At 65.2% G+C, this 13591-nt stretch carries 12 protein-coding genes; 3 read left to right on the top strand and 9 right to left on the bottom strand.

Annotation, left to right across the window (positions count from 1 at the left end):
• Positions 1 to 143 precede the first annotated feature (143 nt).
• The 8 genes from QX010_RS18660 to QX010_RS18625 form a co-directional block, all read right to left on the bottom strand.
• Positions 144 to 1091, bottom strand: coding sequence for a carbohydrate kinase (locus tag QX010_RS18660; RefSeq protein ID WP_316181066.1), 948 nt, complete (start codon positions 1089 to 1091; stop codon positions 144 to 146).
• 2 nt (positions 1092 to 1093) lie between these two features.
• Positions 1094 to 2737 (bottom strand): FGGY-family carbohydrate kinase, encoded by a 1644-nt coding sequence (locus QX010_RS18655; protein WP_316181064.1) that lies wholly within the window; start codon positions 2735 to 2737, stop codon positions 1094 to 1096.
• Positions 2738 to 2765: 28 nt separating this feature from the next.
• Positions 2766 to 3539 (bottom strand): SDR family NAD(P)-dependent oxidoreductase, encoded by a 774-nt coding sequence (locus QX010_RS18650; protein ID WP_316181062.1) that lies wholly within the window; start codon positions 3537 to 3539, stop codon positions 2766 to 2768.
• Positions 3540 to 3586: 47 nt separating this feature from the next.
• Complete coding sequence (locus QX010_RS18645; protein WP_315804650.1) at positions 3587 to 4594, bottom strand: ABC transporter ATP-binding protein; 1008 nt, start codon at positions 4592 to 4594, stop codon at positions 3587 to 3589.
• 15 nt (positions 4595 to 4609) lie between these two features.
• Complete coding sequence (locus tag QX010_RS18640) at positions 4610 to 5440, bottom strand: carbohydrate ABC transporter permease (protein ID WP_315804651.1); 831 nt, start codon at positions 5438 to 5440, stop codon at positions 4610 to 4612.
• Positions 5441 to 5444: 4 nt separating this feature from the next.
• Positions 5445 to 6317 carry a sugar ABC transporter permease gene (locus QX010_RS18635; RefSeq protein WP_316181058.1) on the bottom strand — a complete coding sequence of 291 codons (873 nt, stop codon included), beginning with the start codon at positions 6315 to 6317 and terminating at the stop codon, positions 5445 to 5447.
• Between the two features lie 502 nt (positions 6318 to 6819).
• Complete coding sequence (locus QX010_RS18630; RefSeq protein ID WP_315804687.1) at positions 6820 to 8109, bottom strand: sugar ABC transporter substrate-binding protein; 1290 nt, start codon at positions 8107 to 8109, stop codon at positions 6820 to 6822.
• Between the two features lie 203 nt (positions 8110 to 8312).
• Positions 8313 to 9260, bottom strand: a complete 948-nt coding sequence (locus tag QX010_RS18625; protein ID WP_316181057.1) for a sugar-binding transcriptional regulator — start codon at positions 9258 to 9260, stop codon at positions 8313 to 8315.
• 286 nt (positions 9261 to 9546) lie between these two features.
• On the opposite strand from QX010_RS18625, the gene QX010_RS18620 reads away from it, so the two are divergent.
• Together QX010_RS18620 and QX010_RS18615 are read left to right on the top strand one after the other, a co-directional pair.
• Complete coding sequence (locus QX010_RS18620) at positions 9547 to 9870, top strand: hypothetical protein (RefSeq protein WP_316181055.1); 324 nt, start codon at positions 9547 to 9549, stop codon at positions 9868 to 9870.
• Positions 9871 to 9986: 116 nt separating this feature from the next.
• Complete coding sequence (locus QX010_RS18615) at positions 9987 to 10397, top strand: flagellar basal body rod protein FlgC (protein WP_316181053.1); 411 nt, start codon at positions 9987 to 9989, stop codon at positions 10395 to 10397.
• Between the two features lie 24 nt (positions 10398 to 10421).
• Here QX010_RS18615 and aqpZ read toward each other — a convergent pair whose 3' ends face one another.
• A complete protein-coding gene (gene aqpZ, locus QX010_RS18610; protein WP_316181051.1) occupies positions 10422 to 11174 on the bottom strand; it encodes an aquaporin Z in 753 nt (250 codons plus the stop codon).
• 1125 nt (positions 11175 to 12299) lie between these two features.
• Here aqpZ and QX010_RS18605 point away from each other — a divergent pair.
• A complete protein-coding gene (locus tag QX010_RS18605) occupies positions 12300 to 13586 on the top strand; it encodes a TIR domain-containing protein (RefSeq protein WP_316181049.1) in 1287 nt (428 codons plus the stop codon).
• Positions 13587 to 13591 lie beyond the last annotated feature (5 nt).

The raw sequence follows: 13591 nt of genomic DNA, 5'->3' as shown, positions 1-13591 counted from the left end.
GTTCTCCTCCCTGCAACTCGTTGTCGCGTCATGATTTCGGCGGCCCCGACAAGGACGCTTCGCGATCGCGCTCCGCTGTCCGGACCTCACATATGACGGGGGAACAGCCAACCAGTTCCGAATGACGAGTGCAATGGGGTGCTTCAGCCCAGGCGATCCCAGGTTGCAGCCATGTCGTCCCAGCGCGGCGGGTCGGCGCCCTCGCGGGTGCAGGTGACGGCCGCACACGCCCCGGCAAAGGCGAGCGCCTTGCGCATTTCAGTCTGGCTCAACGCCTTCAGGGCCTCCCGGCCGATGCGGCCGAGCTTGCGCAACGCGAACAGGAGCCCCGCCTGGAACGTATCGCCGGCGCCGATCGTATCGACCACCTCGACCTGGGGGACCGAGACCTCGACCGCGCCGGCCTGCGCATGCCAGCCGAGCGCCCCGTTGGGGCCGCGGGTGACGACGACCAGGCTGGTGCCGCGCGAAAGCAGCGCGTCGGCCCGTGCGGCGTAATCGTCGTGGCCATGCAGATAGTCGAAATCCACATCCGACATCTTGATCAGGTCGGCGCTCGCGGCAAATCCATCCATGCCGGCGCGATAGGCGGCCTTGTCAGTCACGAGATTCGGCCGGCAATTCGGATCGAAGGAGATCGTCACCCCGCCTTGCGTGGCGGCGATCAGCGCACGGGTCTCCGCGGCACCGAGATCGTGGATCAGCGTAGTCGATCCGACATGGATGGCGTCGATGTCAGCAAAAGGGATGCTGCCGGGTCTGAACGTCCATTTCCGCGCGGCGGTCTCGGCGTCGTAGAAGGCGTATTGCGCCTCGCTGCCGACATGGCGAACGAAAGCGAGCGTGGTCTGGTCCGGGCTGCGCGTGGCGTAGCCGAGGTCGACGTTCGAGCCTTGGGCATGCGCCGCGATCATGCTGCCGAACAGGTCGGTCGAGATGCCGCCGACGAAGCCCGTGGGCGCACCGAGCCGGGCCACACCGACGGCGACGTTCAGGCACGAGCCGCCGACCACCGGCCGCAAGGCATCGCGCCCGTCGGGCAATCTGGCCGGGACGAAATCGATCAGCGCATCACCGCAGCTCAGGATCATGGTCATGCCTCCCCGTGGCCCCCATGCATCACGGAACGGCTCTCGCGATCAAGCGTCCGCAGCATGCCGTGGATGCGCCGCTTGCGGCGATGGAAGGCCGCGATGTTCGGATCGGTCGGGTCGCTGAGACGCCCCAGCGTGGACATCGAGGCCATCGTGTCGACGATCGAGCGGAAGGCGCCGCTGGCGACCGCGCCCAGCATGGCCGCCCCGAGCAGCACCGGCTCCTGGGTCCCCGGCAGCGCCACCGTCAACCCGGTCGTATCGGCCATGATCTGGCGCACCAGTGGGCTGCGCGAGGCGCCGCCGGCCATCACCAGCGTGCGGCTGGTGACGCCATTGGCGGCGAAGGCATCGATCACGTCGGCCAGGCCATAGGCGAGCCCGCACAACCCCGCCACGAACAGCCGCTCCAGCGCCGCGATATCGGCATCGAGATCGAGGCCGGCGATGACGGCGCGCGAATCCGGATCGGCATAGGGCGAGCGGTTGCCGAGAAATTCCGGAAGAATGTGGAGATCACGCGCCAGCAGCGCCGCACTGCCGGCATTCGGCACCTGCGCCATGATCCGTTTTTCGAGCAGGCTGATCAGGTCGAGCCCTTCCGCGCGCGCCGCAGCGGTCGCCTCGACAGAGGCCGGGTGCGAGCGCAGCAGATGGTCGATCGCCGCGCCCGCGGCGGACTGGCCACCCTCGTTGAGCCAGGACCCAGGCACCATGCCTTGATAATAAGGTCCCCATACGCCGGGCACGAAGGACGGCGCCTGCGTCGTCGCCATGATGCAGGCCGAGGTCCCCATGATGTAGGCGAGGCGGTCGCAGACATTCACCTCACCGCCGTCAGCCGCTCGGCCACCGATGGCGCCGATGCCGCCGGCATGGGCATCAATCAGCGCGGCGCCGACCGGCGTGCCCGGGGCCAGCCCGAGCTCTTCGGCTGCGACGCGGGACAGCCCGTGGCCGAGCGGCGTGCCCGGTGCGACGATCTCGGTGCCGATCCGCGCGTAATCGTCTGCGACGAAATCGTCCAGCCCGATGCGCCGGAAATAGGCTGCGCTCCAGCGCGTCTCGTGGGCGAGATAATTCCATTTGCAGGTGACCGTGCACATCGAGCGCGCCAGCGAGCCTGACGCGCGCCAGGTCAGGAAGTCGGCCAGATCGAAGAAGTGGCCGGCGGCGTCGAAGCTGTTGCGGAGATGCCGCTTCAGCCACAGGAGCTTGGGCATCTCCATTTCCGGCGAGATCGAGCCGCCGACATAGCGCAGCACGTCGTCCCCGGTCGCATTGATGTCGCGTGCCTCCGTCAGCGCGCGATGATCCATCCAGACGATGACGTTGCGGCGGGCGTCGCCGGAGCTGCTGACCGTGACCGGCGCGCCCGTGGGATCGAGCGCCACCAGCGAGCAGGTCGCATCGAAGCCGATGCCCCTGATCAGATCCGGCGCGATCCCCGCTTCCGCCAGCGCGGCTTTGACCGACGCGCAGCACGCGCGCCAGATGTCGTCGGACGATTGCTCGACGACATCGCCGGCCTCATGCCAAGTCTGGATCGGATGCCGCGCCGCGGCAAGCAGCCGACCGTGACTGTCGAAAATTCCGGCGCGCGTGCTGGTCGTGCCGACATCGACACCGACAAAGGCCTGCATGTTCCGCTCCCGTCAATTTGACGAGAGCTTACCAGCAAGTGTAGCCGCCATCGACAACGACGACGCTGCCGGTCATCAAACTTGCCGCCTCGGAGGCCAGGAACAGCACCACCGAGGCGATCTCCTCGACCTGACCCATGCGGCCCATTGGGGTTCCGCCGATCCAGGCGTCGTACATGCGCGGATTGCTCTTCACGAAGGCGTTGAGCGGCGTCTCGATATAGGTCGGCGCCACCGCGTTGACGCGGATGCCGCGCGCCCCCCACTCGGCCGCCAGCGACTTGGTCAGATGGTGCACCGCGGCCTTGGACGCATTGTAGAAGCACTGCTCCTGCGGCTTGTTGACGATGAAGCCGGACATCGAGCCGATATTGACGATGCTGCCGCTCTTGGCCGCCAGCATGTGCTGGCCGAAGGCGCGGCAGCACCAGAAGGTGCCGTTGAGGTTGACATCGAGCACGTTGAGCCAGTGCTCGTCGGTGACGGTCTCGGCCGGTGTCTCGCTGCGCGCGATGCCGGCATTGTTGACGAGAATGTCCACCTTGCCGTAGCGCGCCACCAGATCGTCGGCGACCGCCGTAACCTGCGCCGAATTGGTCACGTCCATCAGCGCGGTCTCGGTGGTGAAGCCCTTGGCCTTCATCGCCGCCTGTGCGTCCGCGGCCGCCTTCGCATCCCGATCGGCGATCACCACATGCGCGCCCGCCTCCGCCAGCGCCTCGACGCAGGCCAGGCCGATGCCCTGCCCGCCGCCGGTGACCAACGCGGTCTTGCCGTTCAGTTTGAATTTTTCGAGATACATGGTCGTGGTCCGTTGTTGTCGTTGACGCCCGGAGGGGACGTCACCTCTCATGCGAAGATCGAATTGCCGCTCTGGTCGAAGCGGTAGATGCGGCTGGGCTCGGGCCGCAGCGTTACAGCGTCGCCGGCACTGAGCCGTTTCTCGCCGACGACGCGCACTGTCAGCGTGCCCAGCGCGCCGGCGTCGACGTAGAGAAAGGTGTCGCTGCCGAGATGCTCGGCGATCACGACCTTGCCGGGCCAGCCCCCGCCGCCCTCATCGACGACCGCGACATGCTCGGGCCGCACGCCGATCGTGGTCGCATGGTGTTTGTCCGCTTCCGCGCCGGTGATGAAGTTCATCTTCGGCGAGCCGATGAAGCCGGCGACGAACAGATTGGCGGGTCGCTGATAGAGCTCGATCGGCGAGCCATATTGCTCGATGCGGCCGGCGTTCAGCACCACGATCTTGTCGGCCATGGTCATGGCCTCGACCTGGTCGTGCGTCACGTAGATCGCCGTCGTACCGAGCTGCTTCTGCAGCCGCGTCACCTCGAGCCGCATCTGCACGCGCAGCGCGGCATCGAGATTGGATAGCGGCTCGTCGAACAGGAACGCTTTCGGCTCGCGCACGATGGCGCGGCCGATCGCGACGCGCTGGCGCTGGCCGCCGGAGAGCTCGCGCGGCTTGCGGTCGAGATAGGGCGTGAGGTTCAAGGTCGCCGCGGCGGCCTCGACCTTGCTGTTGATCTCGGCCTTTGGCAGCCCGGCCATCTTCAGGCCGAAGGCGATGTTGCCGCGCACGCTCATGTGCGGATACAGCGCATAGGACTGGAACACCATCGACAGGCCGCGCTTGGCCGGCGGCACGTCGACGACATTGTTGCCGTCGATCAGGATGCGGCCGCCGGAGACATCTTCCAGCCCTGCGATCAGGCGCAGCAGCGTGGTCTTGCCGCAGCCGGAGGGGCCGACGAACACCACGAAGGCACCGTCGGGAATGTCGAGGTCGGCGCCCTTGATGATGTGGACCGGCCCGAACGATTTCTGCACACCCTCAAGCGTGATCCGTCCCATGATTCAGCCCCTTTATTACTTCACTGCGCCGAAGGTCAGCCCGCGCACGAGCTGCTTCTGGCTGAACCAGCCGATGATCAGGATCGGCGCGATCGCGAGCGTCGAAGCCGCCGACAGCCGCGCCCAGAACAGGCCTTCGGGGCTCGAATAGGAGGCGATGAAGGTCGTCAGCGGCGCCGCCTCCAGGGTCGACAGGTTCAAGGTCCAGAACGCCTCGTTCCAGGCCAGTATCAGGTTGAGCAGCAGGGTCGAGGCGAGGCCCGGGATCGCCATCGGCGTCAGCACGTAGATCAGCTCGCGCCCGATCGTGGCGCCGTCCATTCGCGCTGCCTCGAGAATGTCCTTGGGGATCTCCTTGAAGTAGGTGAACAGCATCCAGATCACGATCGGCAGATTGCCGAGGCACAGGATGAAGACCAGCCCAGTCCGCGTATCGAGCAGCCCCATGTTCTTGTAGATCAGATAGATCGGCACGAGCACGCCGACCGGCGGCATCATCTTGGTCGACAGCATCCAGAGCAGGATGTCCTTGGTGCGCTTGGTCGGCGCAAACGCCATCGACCACGCCGCCGGAATGGCGATCAGCATCGCAATGAGCGTCGAGCCGCCGGCGACGATCAGCGAGTTCAGCGCGTGGTGCAGATAGTCGCTGCGCTCCTGCACGGTGACGTAGTTCTCGGTGGTCCAGTGGAAGAACAGGAACGACGGCGGCGTCGCGAACGCCTCGAGCTCGGTCTTGAAGCTCGCCAGCACCATCCACAGGATCGGGAAGAAGATCACGAAGCCCGCAAGCCAGGCGGCGACGGTGGAGATCGCGACATGACGTCCGGTGACCTTGCGCGCCATGGTGTTACGCCTCGAGGTTACGGCCGACGATGCGGACCAGGAAGAAGGCGACGATGTTGGCGATGACCACCGCGACGAGGCCGCCGGCCGAGGCGGTGCCGACGTCGAACTGGATCAGCGCCTGCGAATAGACCAGGAAGGCGATGTTGGTGGTCTGCAGCCCCGGCCCGCCGCCGGTTGTGACGAAGATCTCGGCAAACACCGTGAGCAGGAAGATGGTCTCGATCAGGATCACCACCGTGATCGGGCGCGCCAGATGCGGCACAGTCAGGTAGATGAAGCGCGACAGCGCGCTGGCGCCGTCCATCTCGGCGGCCTCCTTCTGCTCCTCGTCGAGCGACTGCAGCGCGGTCAGCAGGATGAGCGTGGCGAACGGCAGCCACTGCCAGGCCACGATGAAGATGACCGCGAGCAGCGGCGCGTCGGTGAACCAGTCGACCGGTGTCATTCCGAGCGAGGTCGCGATCCACGCGAACAGGCCGGACACCGGGTGCATCAGCAGGTTCTTCCACACCAGCGCGCTGACCGTCGGCATCACGAAGAACGGCGCGATCACCATCAGGCGGATGATGTTGCGGCCGATCACGGGCTGGTCGAGCAGGATCGCAAGGGGAATGCCGAGGCCGATGGTCAGCAGCAGCACCGAGCCGACCAGCACCAGCGTATTCTGCAGCGAGGCGAGGAAGGCCGGATCGGTGAGGAAGTAGGTGAAGTTCTCGAAGCCGACGAAGCTTTCCGAGCCGGGATCGAGCAGGCTGTAATGCAAGCTCGAGAAGTAGATCGTCAGCGCCAGCGGCACGATCATCCAGATGAACAGCAGAATCACCGCCGGCGACATCAGCGCCCGGGCGAGCAGTTGGGTTTGTCGGGTGGCCATGTCGCGATCCATTCTGCTCGATGAACACTGCCGTCATTGCAAGCGAAACGACGAAATCTAGGGGCGTCGATGGGACTCTGGATTGCTTCGTCGCTTCGCTCCTCGCAATGACGAGGTGACAGCTTGCTGTCGCACTAAACAACTCTCACCGTAGCGCTCGAGCGCGGTGCCCGTTACTTCGCCCTCTCCCCTTGCGGGAGAGGGCATTTAGGAAAGTGCGGCAAGCTCGGTCGGGTGAGGGGTTTCTCTCGCCGAACTCCGCTTGCGGAGACATACCCCTCACCCAACCGAGCGCGCGGATGGGCTGCTGATGCCCTCTCCCGCAAGGGGAGAGGGCGCATTCGTCGGCAGCGGCCTCGTGGCGCGGCGGTAGCTGCGCTTTGCCCACCCTACGGATCTCGCGTTAGACCGGAGAGAAAATGCGGCCATCCCTGTGGGGAGGGATGGCCGCCAGTGATCAGCTCGGGAGGAGTTTCTTGTCGAGCTGATAGACTTGGCACGCCTATTTGATGTAGCCGGCGCGTTTCATCTCACGTTCGGTGGCGGACTGTGCCGCCGCGAGCGCCGCATCCACTGTCATCGAGCCGGCGAGCGCGGCAGAAAACTGCTGCCCGACCGCGGTGCCGATGCCCTGGAATTCAGGAATGGCGGCGTATTGCACGCCGACATAAGGCACCGGCTTCACCGTCGGATGGTTCGGATCGGCGGCGTCGATCGAAGCCAAGGTCAGCTTGGCGAACGGCGCGACCTTCAGGTACTCCTCGTTCTTGTAGAGCGAGGTGCGCGTCCCCGGCGGCACGTTGGCCCAGCCATCCTTCGAGGCGACGAGCTTGAGATAGTCCTTGCTGGTCGCCCAGGCGATGAACTTCTCCGCCGCCTCGACCTTCTTGGAGCCGGCGGGCACCGCGAGGCTCCAGGCCCACAGCCAGTTGGCGTTCTTGCCGAGGCCGGTGTTCGGCGCCAGCGCGAAGCCGACCTTGTCGGCGACCTTGGACTCCTTCGGATTGGTCACGAACGAGGCCGCCACCGTGGCGTCGATCCACATCGCGCATTTGCCGGAGTTGAACAGCGCGAGGTTCTCGTTGAAGCCGTTGGAGCTGGCGCCGGGAGGGCCGGCCTCCTTCATCAGCTCGACATAGGTCGACAGCGTCTTCTTCCATTCCGGCGTGTTGAATTGCGGCTGCCACTTCTCGTCGAACCAGCGCGCGCCGAACGAGTTCGACATCGCGGTCAGGAACGCCATGTTCTCGCCCCAGCCGGCCTTGCCGCGCAGGCAGACGCCGAACACGCCGGCCTGCTTGTCGGTGAGCTTCTTGGCGGCGTCGATGACGAAGTCCCAGGTCGGGCTCTCCGGCATCTTCAGCCCGGCCTTGTCGAACAGGTCGGTGCGGTACATCACCATCGAGCTCTCGCCATAGAACGGCGCGGCGTAGAGCTTGCCGTCGACGGACACCGCGTCCTTGATCTTGGGCAGGATGTCGTTCGCGTCGTAGTCGGCGCCGAGCTTGTCGAGCGGCACCAGCCAGTTCTTCTTGGCCCAGATCGGCACCTCGTAGGTGCCGATGGTGAGGATGTCGAACTGGCCGCCCTTGGTGGCGATGTCGGTGGTGACGCGCTGGCGCAGTACGTTCTCTTCCAGGGTCACCCATTTCACGGAGATGTCGGGATTGGCCTTGGTGAATTCGCTGGTGAGGCCCTGCATCCGGATCATGTCGCCGTTGTTGACGGTGGCGATGGTCAGGCTCGTCTCCGCCAGTGCGGGCGTAACTGTCAGCAGCGTGGCGGCGCCCATCAGGGCGGCAAGCGTGCTCGTCCGAGTGAAGATGGTCTTCACGGTCTCCTCCCTTCCCGTGTCTTTTGAATATATGCTCACGGGCTGAGCTGATGTTCACAACACTGGTCGGGCTTTGTCAAGCATGCGCCGGCGCCCACAGGTTGTGCGGCGCGACAGAGATCGGGCTTTGATAGAAGGGCGCGCGACAACGCCGCGGGCATTCACCCCAGGACGGCGCGCGCCGTGGCCTCGTCGGTGATCAGGCCATTGATGAGACGACCGGTCAGCGCGGCGCGGATCGCCGGGATCTTCGCCGGCCCCAGCGCCGCCGCGATGGTCATGGCGCGGGCCGGCACCTCGGGCGGAATGCTGGTGAGCCGGCGGTTGGTGCCGCCAGCGATCACCTTGCCGCCGGCGTCATAGGCCCAGCCGGTGATCTCGCCGATGGCGCCGAGCCGCATCATCTCGGTGAGTTCGTCGCGCGTGACGAAGCCGTCGACATGCATCTGCGCCTTCTGGTCCATCTGGCCGATGCCGACCAGCTTGAGATCGGCCTTGTCGGCGACCGCCTTGACCTTGGCGATGGCATCCAGCCGGACCATGCGGTCGCGCTCGTCCTCGCTGCCCATCAGGAACGGCAGCGGCATCGGATAATGCCGCGCGCCGGTGCGGTCGGCGAGGCGGCCGACGGTATCGAAGAAGCTCGCCGAGCCGTCCGCCAGGATGTTGCCGACCAGCGAGACGATCTGATGCTCCGGGCGATCGATCGGCGAGACGCGCTCGACCGCGGCGCGCACCGCCCGCCCCGTTCCGAGCGCAATGATGACCGGCGTCTCGGCGCGCAAGGTCGTCTCCAGCAGGTTGGCGCAGCGCTCGGCGATCCCCGCGGCGCCCGCCGGGGCGGCCGGATCGGTCGGTACCACCTCGCAATGCACCAGCGCGAACCGCTCCCTGAGCTGCGCCGCGAGCGCCATGCAGGACGCGATCGGGTGTTCGAGTCGGAAGGTGATCAGCCGCTCGGCGAGGCACAGCGACACCAGCCGCTGCGCCGAGGCGCGCGACACCTGCAGCATCCGGGCGATCTCGTCCTGGGTGTGGCCGGCGATGAAATACAGCCAGCCGGCGCGGGCGGCGTCGTCGAGCCGGGATTTTTCGCTGTCGCCTGCCATGACGCAGAGCGGTCTCCTTCTCAGACACGTCGTCCCCCGGCCGAGCAGGGGCGCGACGGTGATCGGCCGGCACTATGGCATGGCCGCCGCGGCGCCGGGAACCGAAGCCCGCCACCATCCCCAGCCGGACGCGGCGGGGTCATTCAGACCAGATCATATGCCCCGATCATGGGCAATAGCCCAGGCTCGGAAGGTTGCAACCCAAGCCCCGGAACCTCGCTCGCCGCACGACGGCTGCGCATCCGCGAGGGATGCGGCGCCTCGGCCGGCCGCTTAGCTCGGAGGCATGGCCCTCCCAGCTCTCGTCCGCCCCCGCCGCGCCGCTCCGGTGCTCGTCTGCCGCAAATGCCTGAAGCGCAGCGATGACCCCAAGGAAATCAGGAAGGCCATCAAGCACGCGCTGAAATCCCACGACAGCTCTGGTCACGGCGCAGGCGAGAAGCCGGCGCGCATCGTCATGACGAGCTGCTTCGGCCTGTGCCCGAAGCGGGCGGTCGTGGTCACCGGCGGCGTCCGCGCGGCGCGTGGCGAATATGTGCTCGTCTCCGCAGCCAAGGACGTGCCCAGCGCCTTGGCGCTGCTGCGCGATGATCCGAACAGGCCGGGTTGAGATCGTCATGGTGAACAAAACCTTTCGCCGGACGCTCGAGTCTCATCGGCGGTCTTGACGCTTGCTTGGTGCGCTGCGGGCTTAGCTGACGCATCACGTCACCAGCAAGCGCCGCCATGAGCCCCACCGCCACCATCGCAGTCTCCGGCATGCAGGCCGCCTCGCGCCGGCTCGAGGTGTCCGCCTCGAACATCGCCAATGCCCGGAGCACGGGCGCGCTGCCCAATGCCGACGGCACGCTGCCGGCCGGCGCGCCGAAGGCCTACGACCCGCTCGCGCTGGTGCAGAGCGACGTCGCCGGCGGCGGCACGCAGACGACCATCACCCGGTCGAGCTCGGGCACGTCCGCGAGCTACGATCCCTCCGCGCCATTCGCCAACAAGGACGGCCTGGTCGCCGCGCCCAACGTCGATCTCGCGCAGGAGATGATCAGCCAGCTCGTCGCCAAATACAGCTTTGCCGCGAACGCGAAAGTGCTGAAGGCGAGCGACGAGATGAGCCGCACCGTGATCGACATGAAGGTGTGAGCGCGACCGCGTGGGAAAATCTCGCTAGGCGCTCTTCGCGACCACGCCCTGCCCGGCGCGCTCGCCGGTCACCTCGCCGGCCGGCTCCGGGCTCAGCCAGCGATAGATGAAGCCGCCGGCCGCGCCGCCGAGCAGCGGCGCCACCCAGAACAGCCAGAGCTGCGCCAGCGCCCAGCCGCCGACGAACAGCGCCGGCCCGGTGCTGCGCGCCGGGTTCACCGAGGTGTTGGTGACGTGGATGCTGATGAGGTGAATGAGCGTCAGCGCGAGCCCGATCGCCAGAGGCGCAAATCCGGCCGGCGCCTTGCCATGGGTCGCGCCCATGATCACGAACAGGAACATCATCGTCAGCACGAATTCGCTGAGCAGGCAGGCCCCCAGCCCATATTTGCCCGGCGAATGCTCGGCGTAGCCATTGGCGGCAAAGCCGCCGGCCGTGCTGAAGTCCGGCGCCCCGCTGGCGATCGCATACAGCACGGCCGCACCGACGATGGCGCCGACCACCTGCGCGATGATGTAGGGCACGATCAGCCCGCTCGGGAACCGCCCGCCGCACGCCAGCCCCACCGTCACGGCCGGATTGAGATGACAGCCCGAGATGTGCCCGATCGCATAGGCCATCGTCACCACGGTGAGCCCGAACGCCAGCGCCACGCCGAGCATCCCGATCCCGACATCAGGCACCCCGGCCGCGATCACCGCACTGCCGCAACCGCCGAAGGTGAGCCAGAACGTCCCGATCGCCTCCGCCACGAGCTTGTTGTTGTTGCCGTTCATCATCGCCTCCCTGGGTGCGTGTGATTGGCTGGAGCCCTGCTTCTCCCGTCAGCAGAGAAGATGATCACTTCGGCAACCTGGAGTCAAAGCCGGATTCGCGGCCGCCGTGGGATGCCTGAAACTTCGAGTCGGCAATCGTCGGCGTAATTCGTAGTTCGTAGGGCGGATGAGCGCAGCGTAATCCGCCGTCTTACTTGCCAACAGTCGCCGGCCCGAATTCCGGAGGACGCGCACTTCCCCCGTGATCAAGCTTGATTGGCAAGTGGCTGCTCATCGAGCTCGCGGCCGACAGCCCAAAGCCGACATCGATGATCCCCGCAGGGCGGATGGCGCTCCCCTCATCCGCCCGACACGCTATCGATCTTGCCGACACGCCGGCGAGAGCATCGGCACGTTCGCCCACGGCCAATTGTGCCAGCGGCCATCCTCGCCGACGCAAGCGGCGGATGCCTGGGACGGACTCGTTGTCGCGTCCGGCGATGCTTCAAGCGCGGCAAATCGGTGGTCGACATAGGTCGTGGACAGAACTCCGGCGACGGTCACCGCCACGACGACCGCAAATCCCTTGGCTGCTTCACTCCAGCGCATGTCATCACCTCCCTTGTCGACGTGCCAGGACCACATGGGACGACATTGACGCACAATCCCGTCGCGGGCTGTGAGAGAGGTCACATCGACATCTCGCCGGATGCACTCATCCCTGACGCCGCAAGCACCGGGAGAGGAATGCAGTGCAGGCCCAAAATTACGGTGACAGTGCTGGACTGTCACCGTATCCCAGCTTCTGCAGTGCTCCGGAGGCTTTCGAACATTGGCCGCCGCACGACCGACGCGGCTCCTCAACCGGCCGGCATCCCAAACCTCCAAAGCTCGGGATCTGCCCTCAAACAATCTCAAGGTGTATAACCAGCTGATGTTGATCTAGCGCAATGGTTGTACCGAGCGGCTAGTCTATTGTTCGTTTGGAACTGCAGAGAGCGTCCGTATGGACCATACTCAAGCGGCATTCTGCAATCCGTCAGAAATTTTTGGTTTTCCTATTCGAGGCCTTGGTCATCAGCGGCCTTGTTGCTTTGCGCCATTTATCTCGACCTCGACGCTGATGCCAATCTACCGGAAGCCGCTATGAGCGATGTTTTCGTAAGCTATGCGAACGAAGACCGGGCGTGGGCTGAAATGCTTGCGCGCGCACTTGAAGGCCGCGGCTGGTCGATCTTTTGGGATCGGACTATTCCGATCGGCAAGACATGGCGGGAAACGATCGGCCGAGAACTCAGCGAGGCGCGCTGTGTCGTCGTCATCTGGTCCAAGGCCTCGATCGCCTCCGGCTGGGTGCAGGAAGAGGCGGACGATGCAAAGCGGCGAGGGATACTGGTCCCGGTGCTCATCGAAGGTGTCGAGGCTCCTATCGGATTTCGGAGTCTTCAAGCGGCGGACCTGTCGGATTGGAAGGCCCCGGAGCCGACCCAGGCGTTCCAGAGGCTGATCAATGATATTTCGCAGCTTATCGCCTCCCCGTCGAAAATGCCTGATGAGGCACACGCCGGAAAACCGCCGCCGCCGATTCTGCCCCCTGTCCCGATACTCCCTGCGCGACGGAGTCGGTGGGCGCTGGCAATTGCTGGCGCAGCGATCGTGGTAGCGGGCGCATTTGCCTATCAATTCCTGGGCCCGCAAGACAGCTCGAATCGCAATAATTCGTATGATGCACGTCACCAGAATACGGCCGCCAAAGAGCCCTTCGGAGTGACAACAGCCAAGGAGGTTGCCGGAGCGACGACAGCCAAGGAGCCCCCCGGAATGACAACCCCCAAAGAGCCTCCCGGAGTGACAACACCCAAGGAGCCCCTCGGAGCGACGACGGCCAAACTGGCTCCGGAAGTCCCGCCAGCGAACGAGACGCCGCCGAGTCGCCTCGACAACTACACACTGCAATACAACCAAGACATTGATAAACAAGACATCGTGCAACCTGATGGCCAAGCTGGCATTCGCGATTCGGAAATCAACGCCTGCGCCTTGCAGTGCGACGCGAACCCGGCATGCGTCGCATTCAGCTTCGATCGCTGGAATAAAATGTGCTTTCTAAAGCGGAAAATCTCAACGTCCGTACTTGAGCCGCGCTCCGCAATCGGCATCAAGAAACCTTTCGCGCTGCCGACCCGTTCAACGCTGCCAGTACAATTGGCTACTGTTCATAATCATCGGTTTGATGCACGACCGATTGCAACCGCGAACGTCTCCGACCTGACGGCGTGCCAAGTGGCTTGCGCCGGCGACCGGCGATGTGTGGCGTTCAGCTTCTTAAGAGGGAGCGGGCAGGCGAAGAACTGTCAGATCTTCGACAATGTACAAGATGCATATATCGACGATCCTTTGGCAGACAGCGGCTGGAAGGAACAGGCCCGCTAGCTCTC

The sequence above is a fragment of the Bradyrhizobium sp. SZCCHNRI1009 genome (assembly GCF_032487575.1).
Classification (GTDB): Bacteria; Pseudomonadota; Alphaproteobacteria; order Rhizobiales; family Xanthobacteraceae; genus Bradyrhizobium.
The sequence above is the reverse complement of the archived record's forward strand: the minus strand, read 5'-3'. Positions and strand labels throughout refer to the sequence as shown.

Coding starts and splice junctions, on each gene's coding strand:
- QX010_RS18660 (WP_316181066.1), bottom strand. CDS start 1,091: ATGATCCTGAGCTGCGGTGATGCGCTGATCGATTTCGTCCCGGCCAGA.
- QX010_RS18655 (WP_316181064.1), bottom strand. CDS start 2,737: ATGCAGGCCTTTGTCGGTGTCGATGTCGGCACGACCAGCACGCGCGCC.
- QX010_RS18650 (WP_316181062.1), bottom strand. CDS start 3,539: ATGTATCTCGAAAAATTCAAACTGAACGGCAAGACCGCGTTGGTCACC.
- QX010_RS18645 (WP_315804650.1), bottom strand. CDS start 4,594: ATGGGACGGATCACGCTTGAGGGTGTGCAGAAATCGTTCGGGCCGGTC.
- QX010_RS18640 (WP_315804651.1), bottom strand. CDS start 5,440: ATGGCGCGCAAGGTCACCGGACGTCATGTCGCGATCTCCACCGTCGCC.
- QX010_RS18635 (WP_316181058.1), bottom strand. CDS start 6,317: ATGGCCACCCGACAAACCCAACTGCTCGCCCGGGCGCTGATGTCGCCG.
- QX010_RS18630 (WP_315804687.1), bottom strand. CDS start 8,109: ATGGGCGCCGCCACGCTGCTGACAGTTACGCCCGCACTGGCGGAGACG.
- QX010_RS18625 (WP_316181057.1), bottom strand. CDS start 9,260: ATGGCAGGCGACAGCGAAAAATCCCGGCTCGACGACGCCGCCCGCGCC.
- QX010_RS18620 (WP_316181055.1), top strand. CDS start 9,547: ATGGCCCTCCCAGCTCTCGTCCGCCCCCGCCGCGCCGCTCCGGTGCTC.
- QX010_RS18615 (WP_316181053.1), top strand. CDS start 9,987: ATGAGCCCCACCGCCACCATCGCAGTCTCCGGCATGCAGGCCGCCTCG.
- aqpZ (WP_316181051.1), bottom strand. CDS start 11,174: ATGAACGGCAACAACAACAAGCTCGTGGCGGAGGCGATCGGGACGTTC.
- QX010_RS18605 (WP_316181049.1), top strand. CDS start 12,300: ATGAGCGATGTTTTCGTAAGCTATGCGAACGAAGACCGGGCGTGGGCT.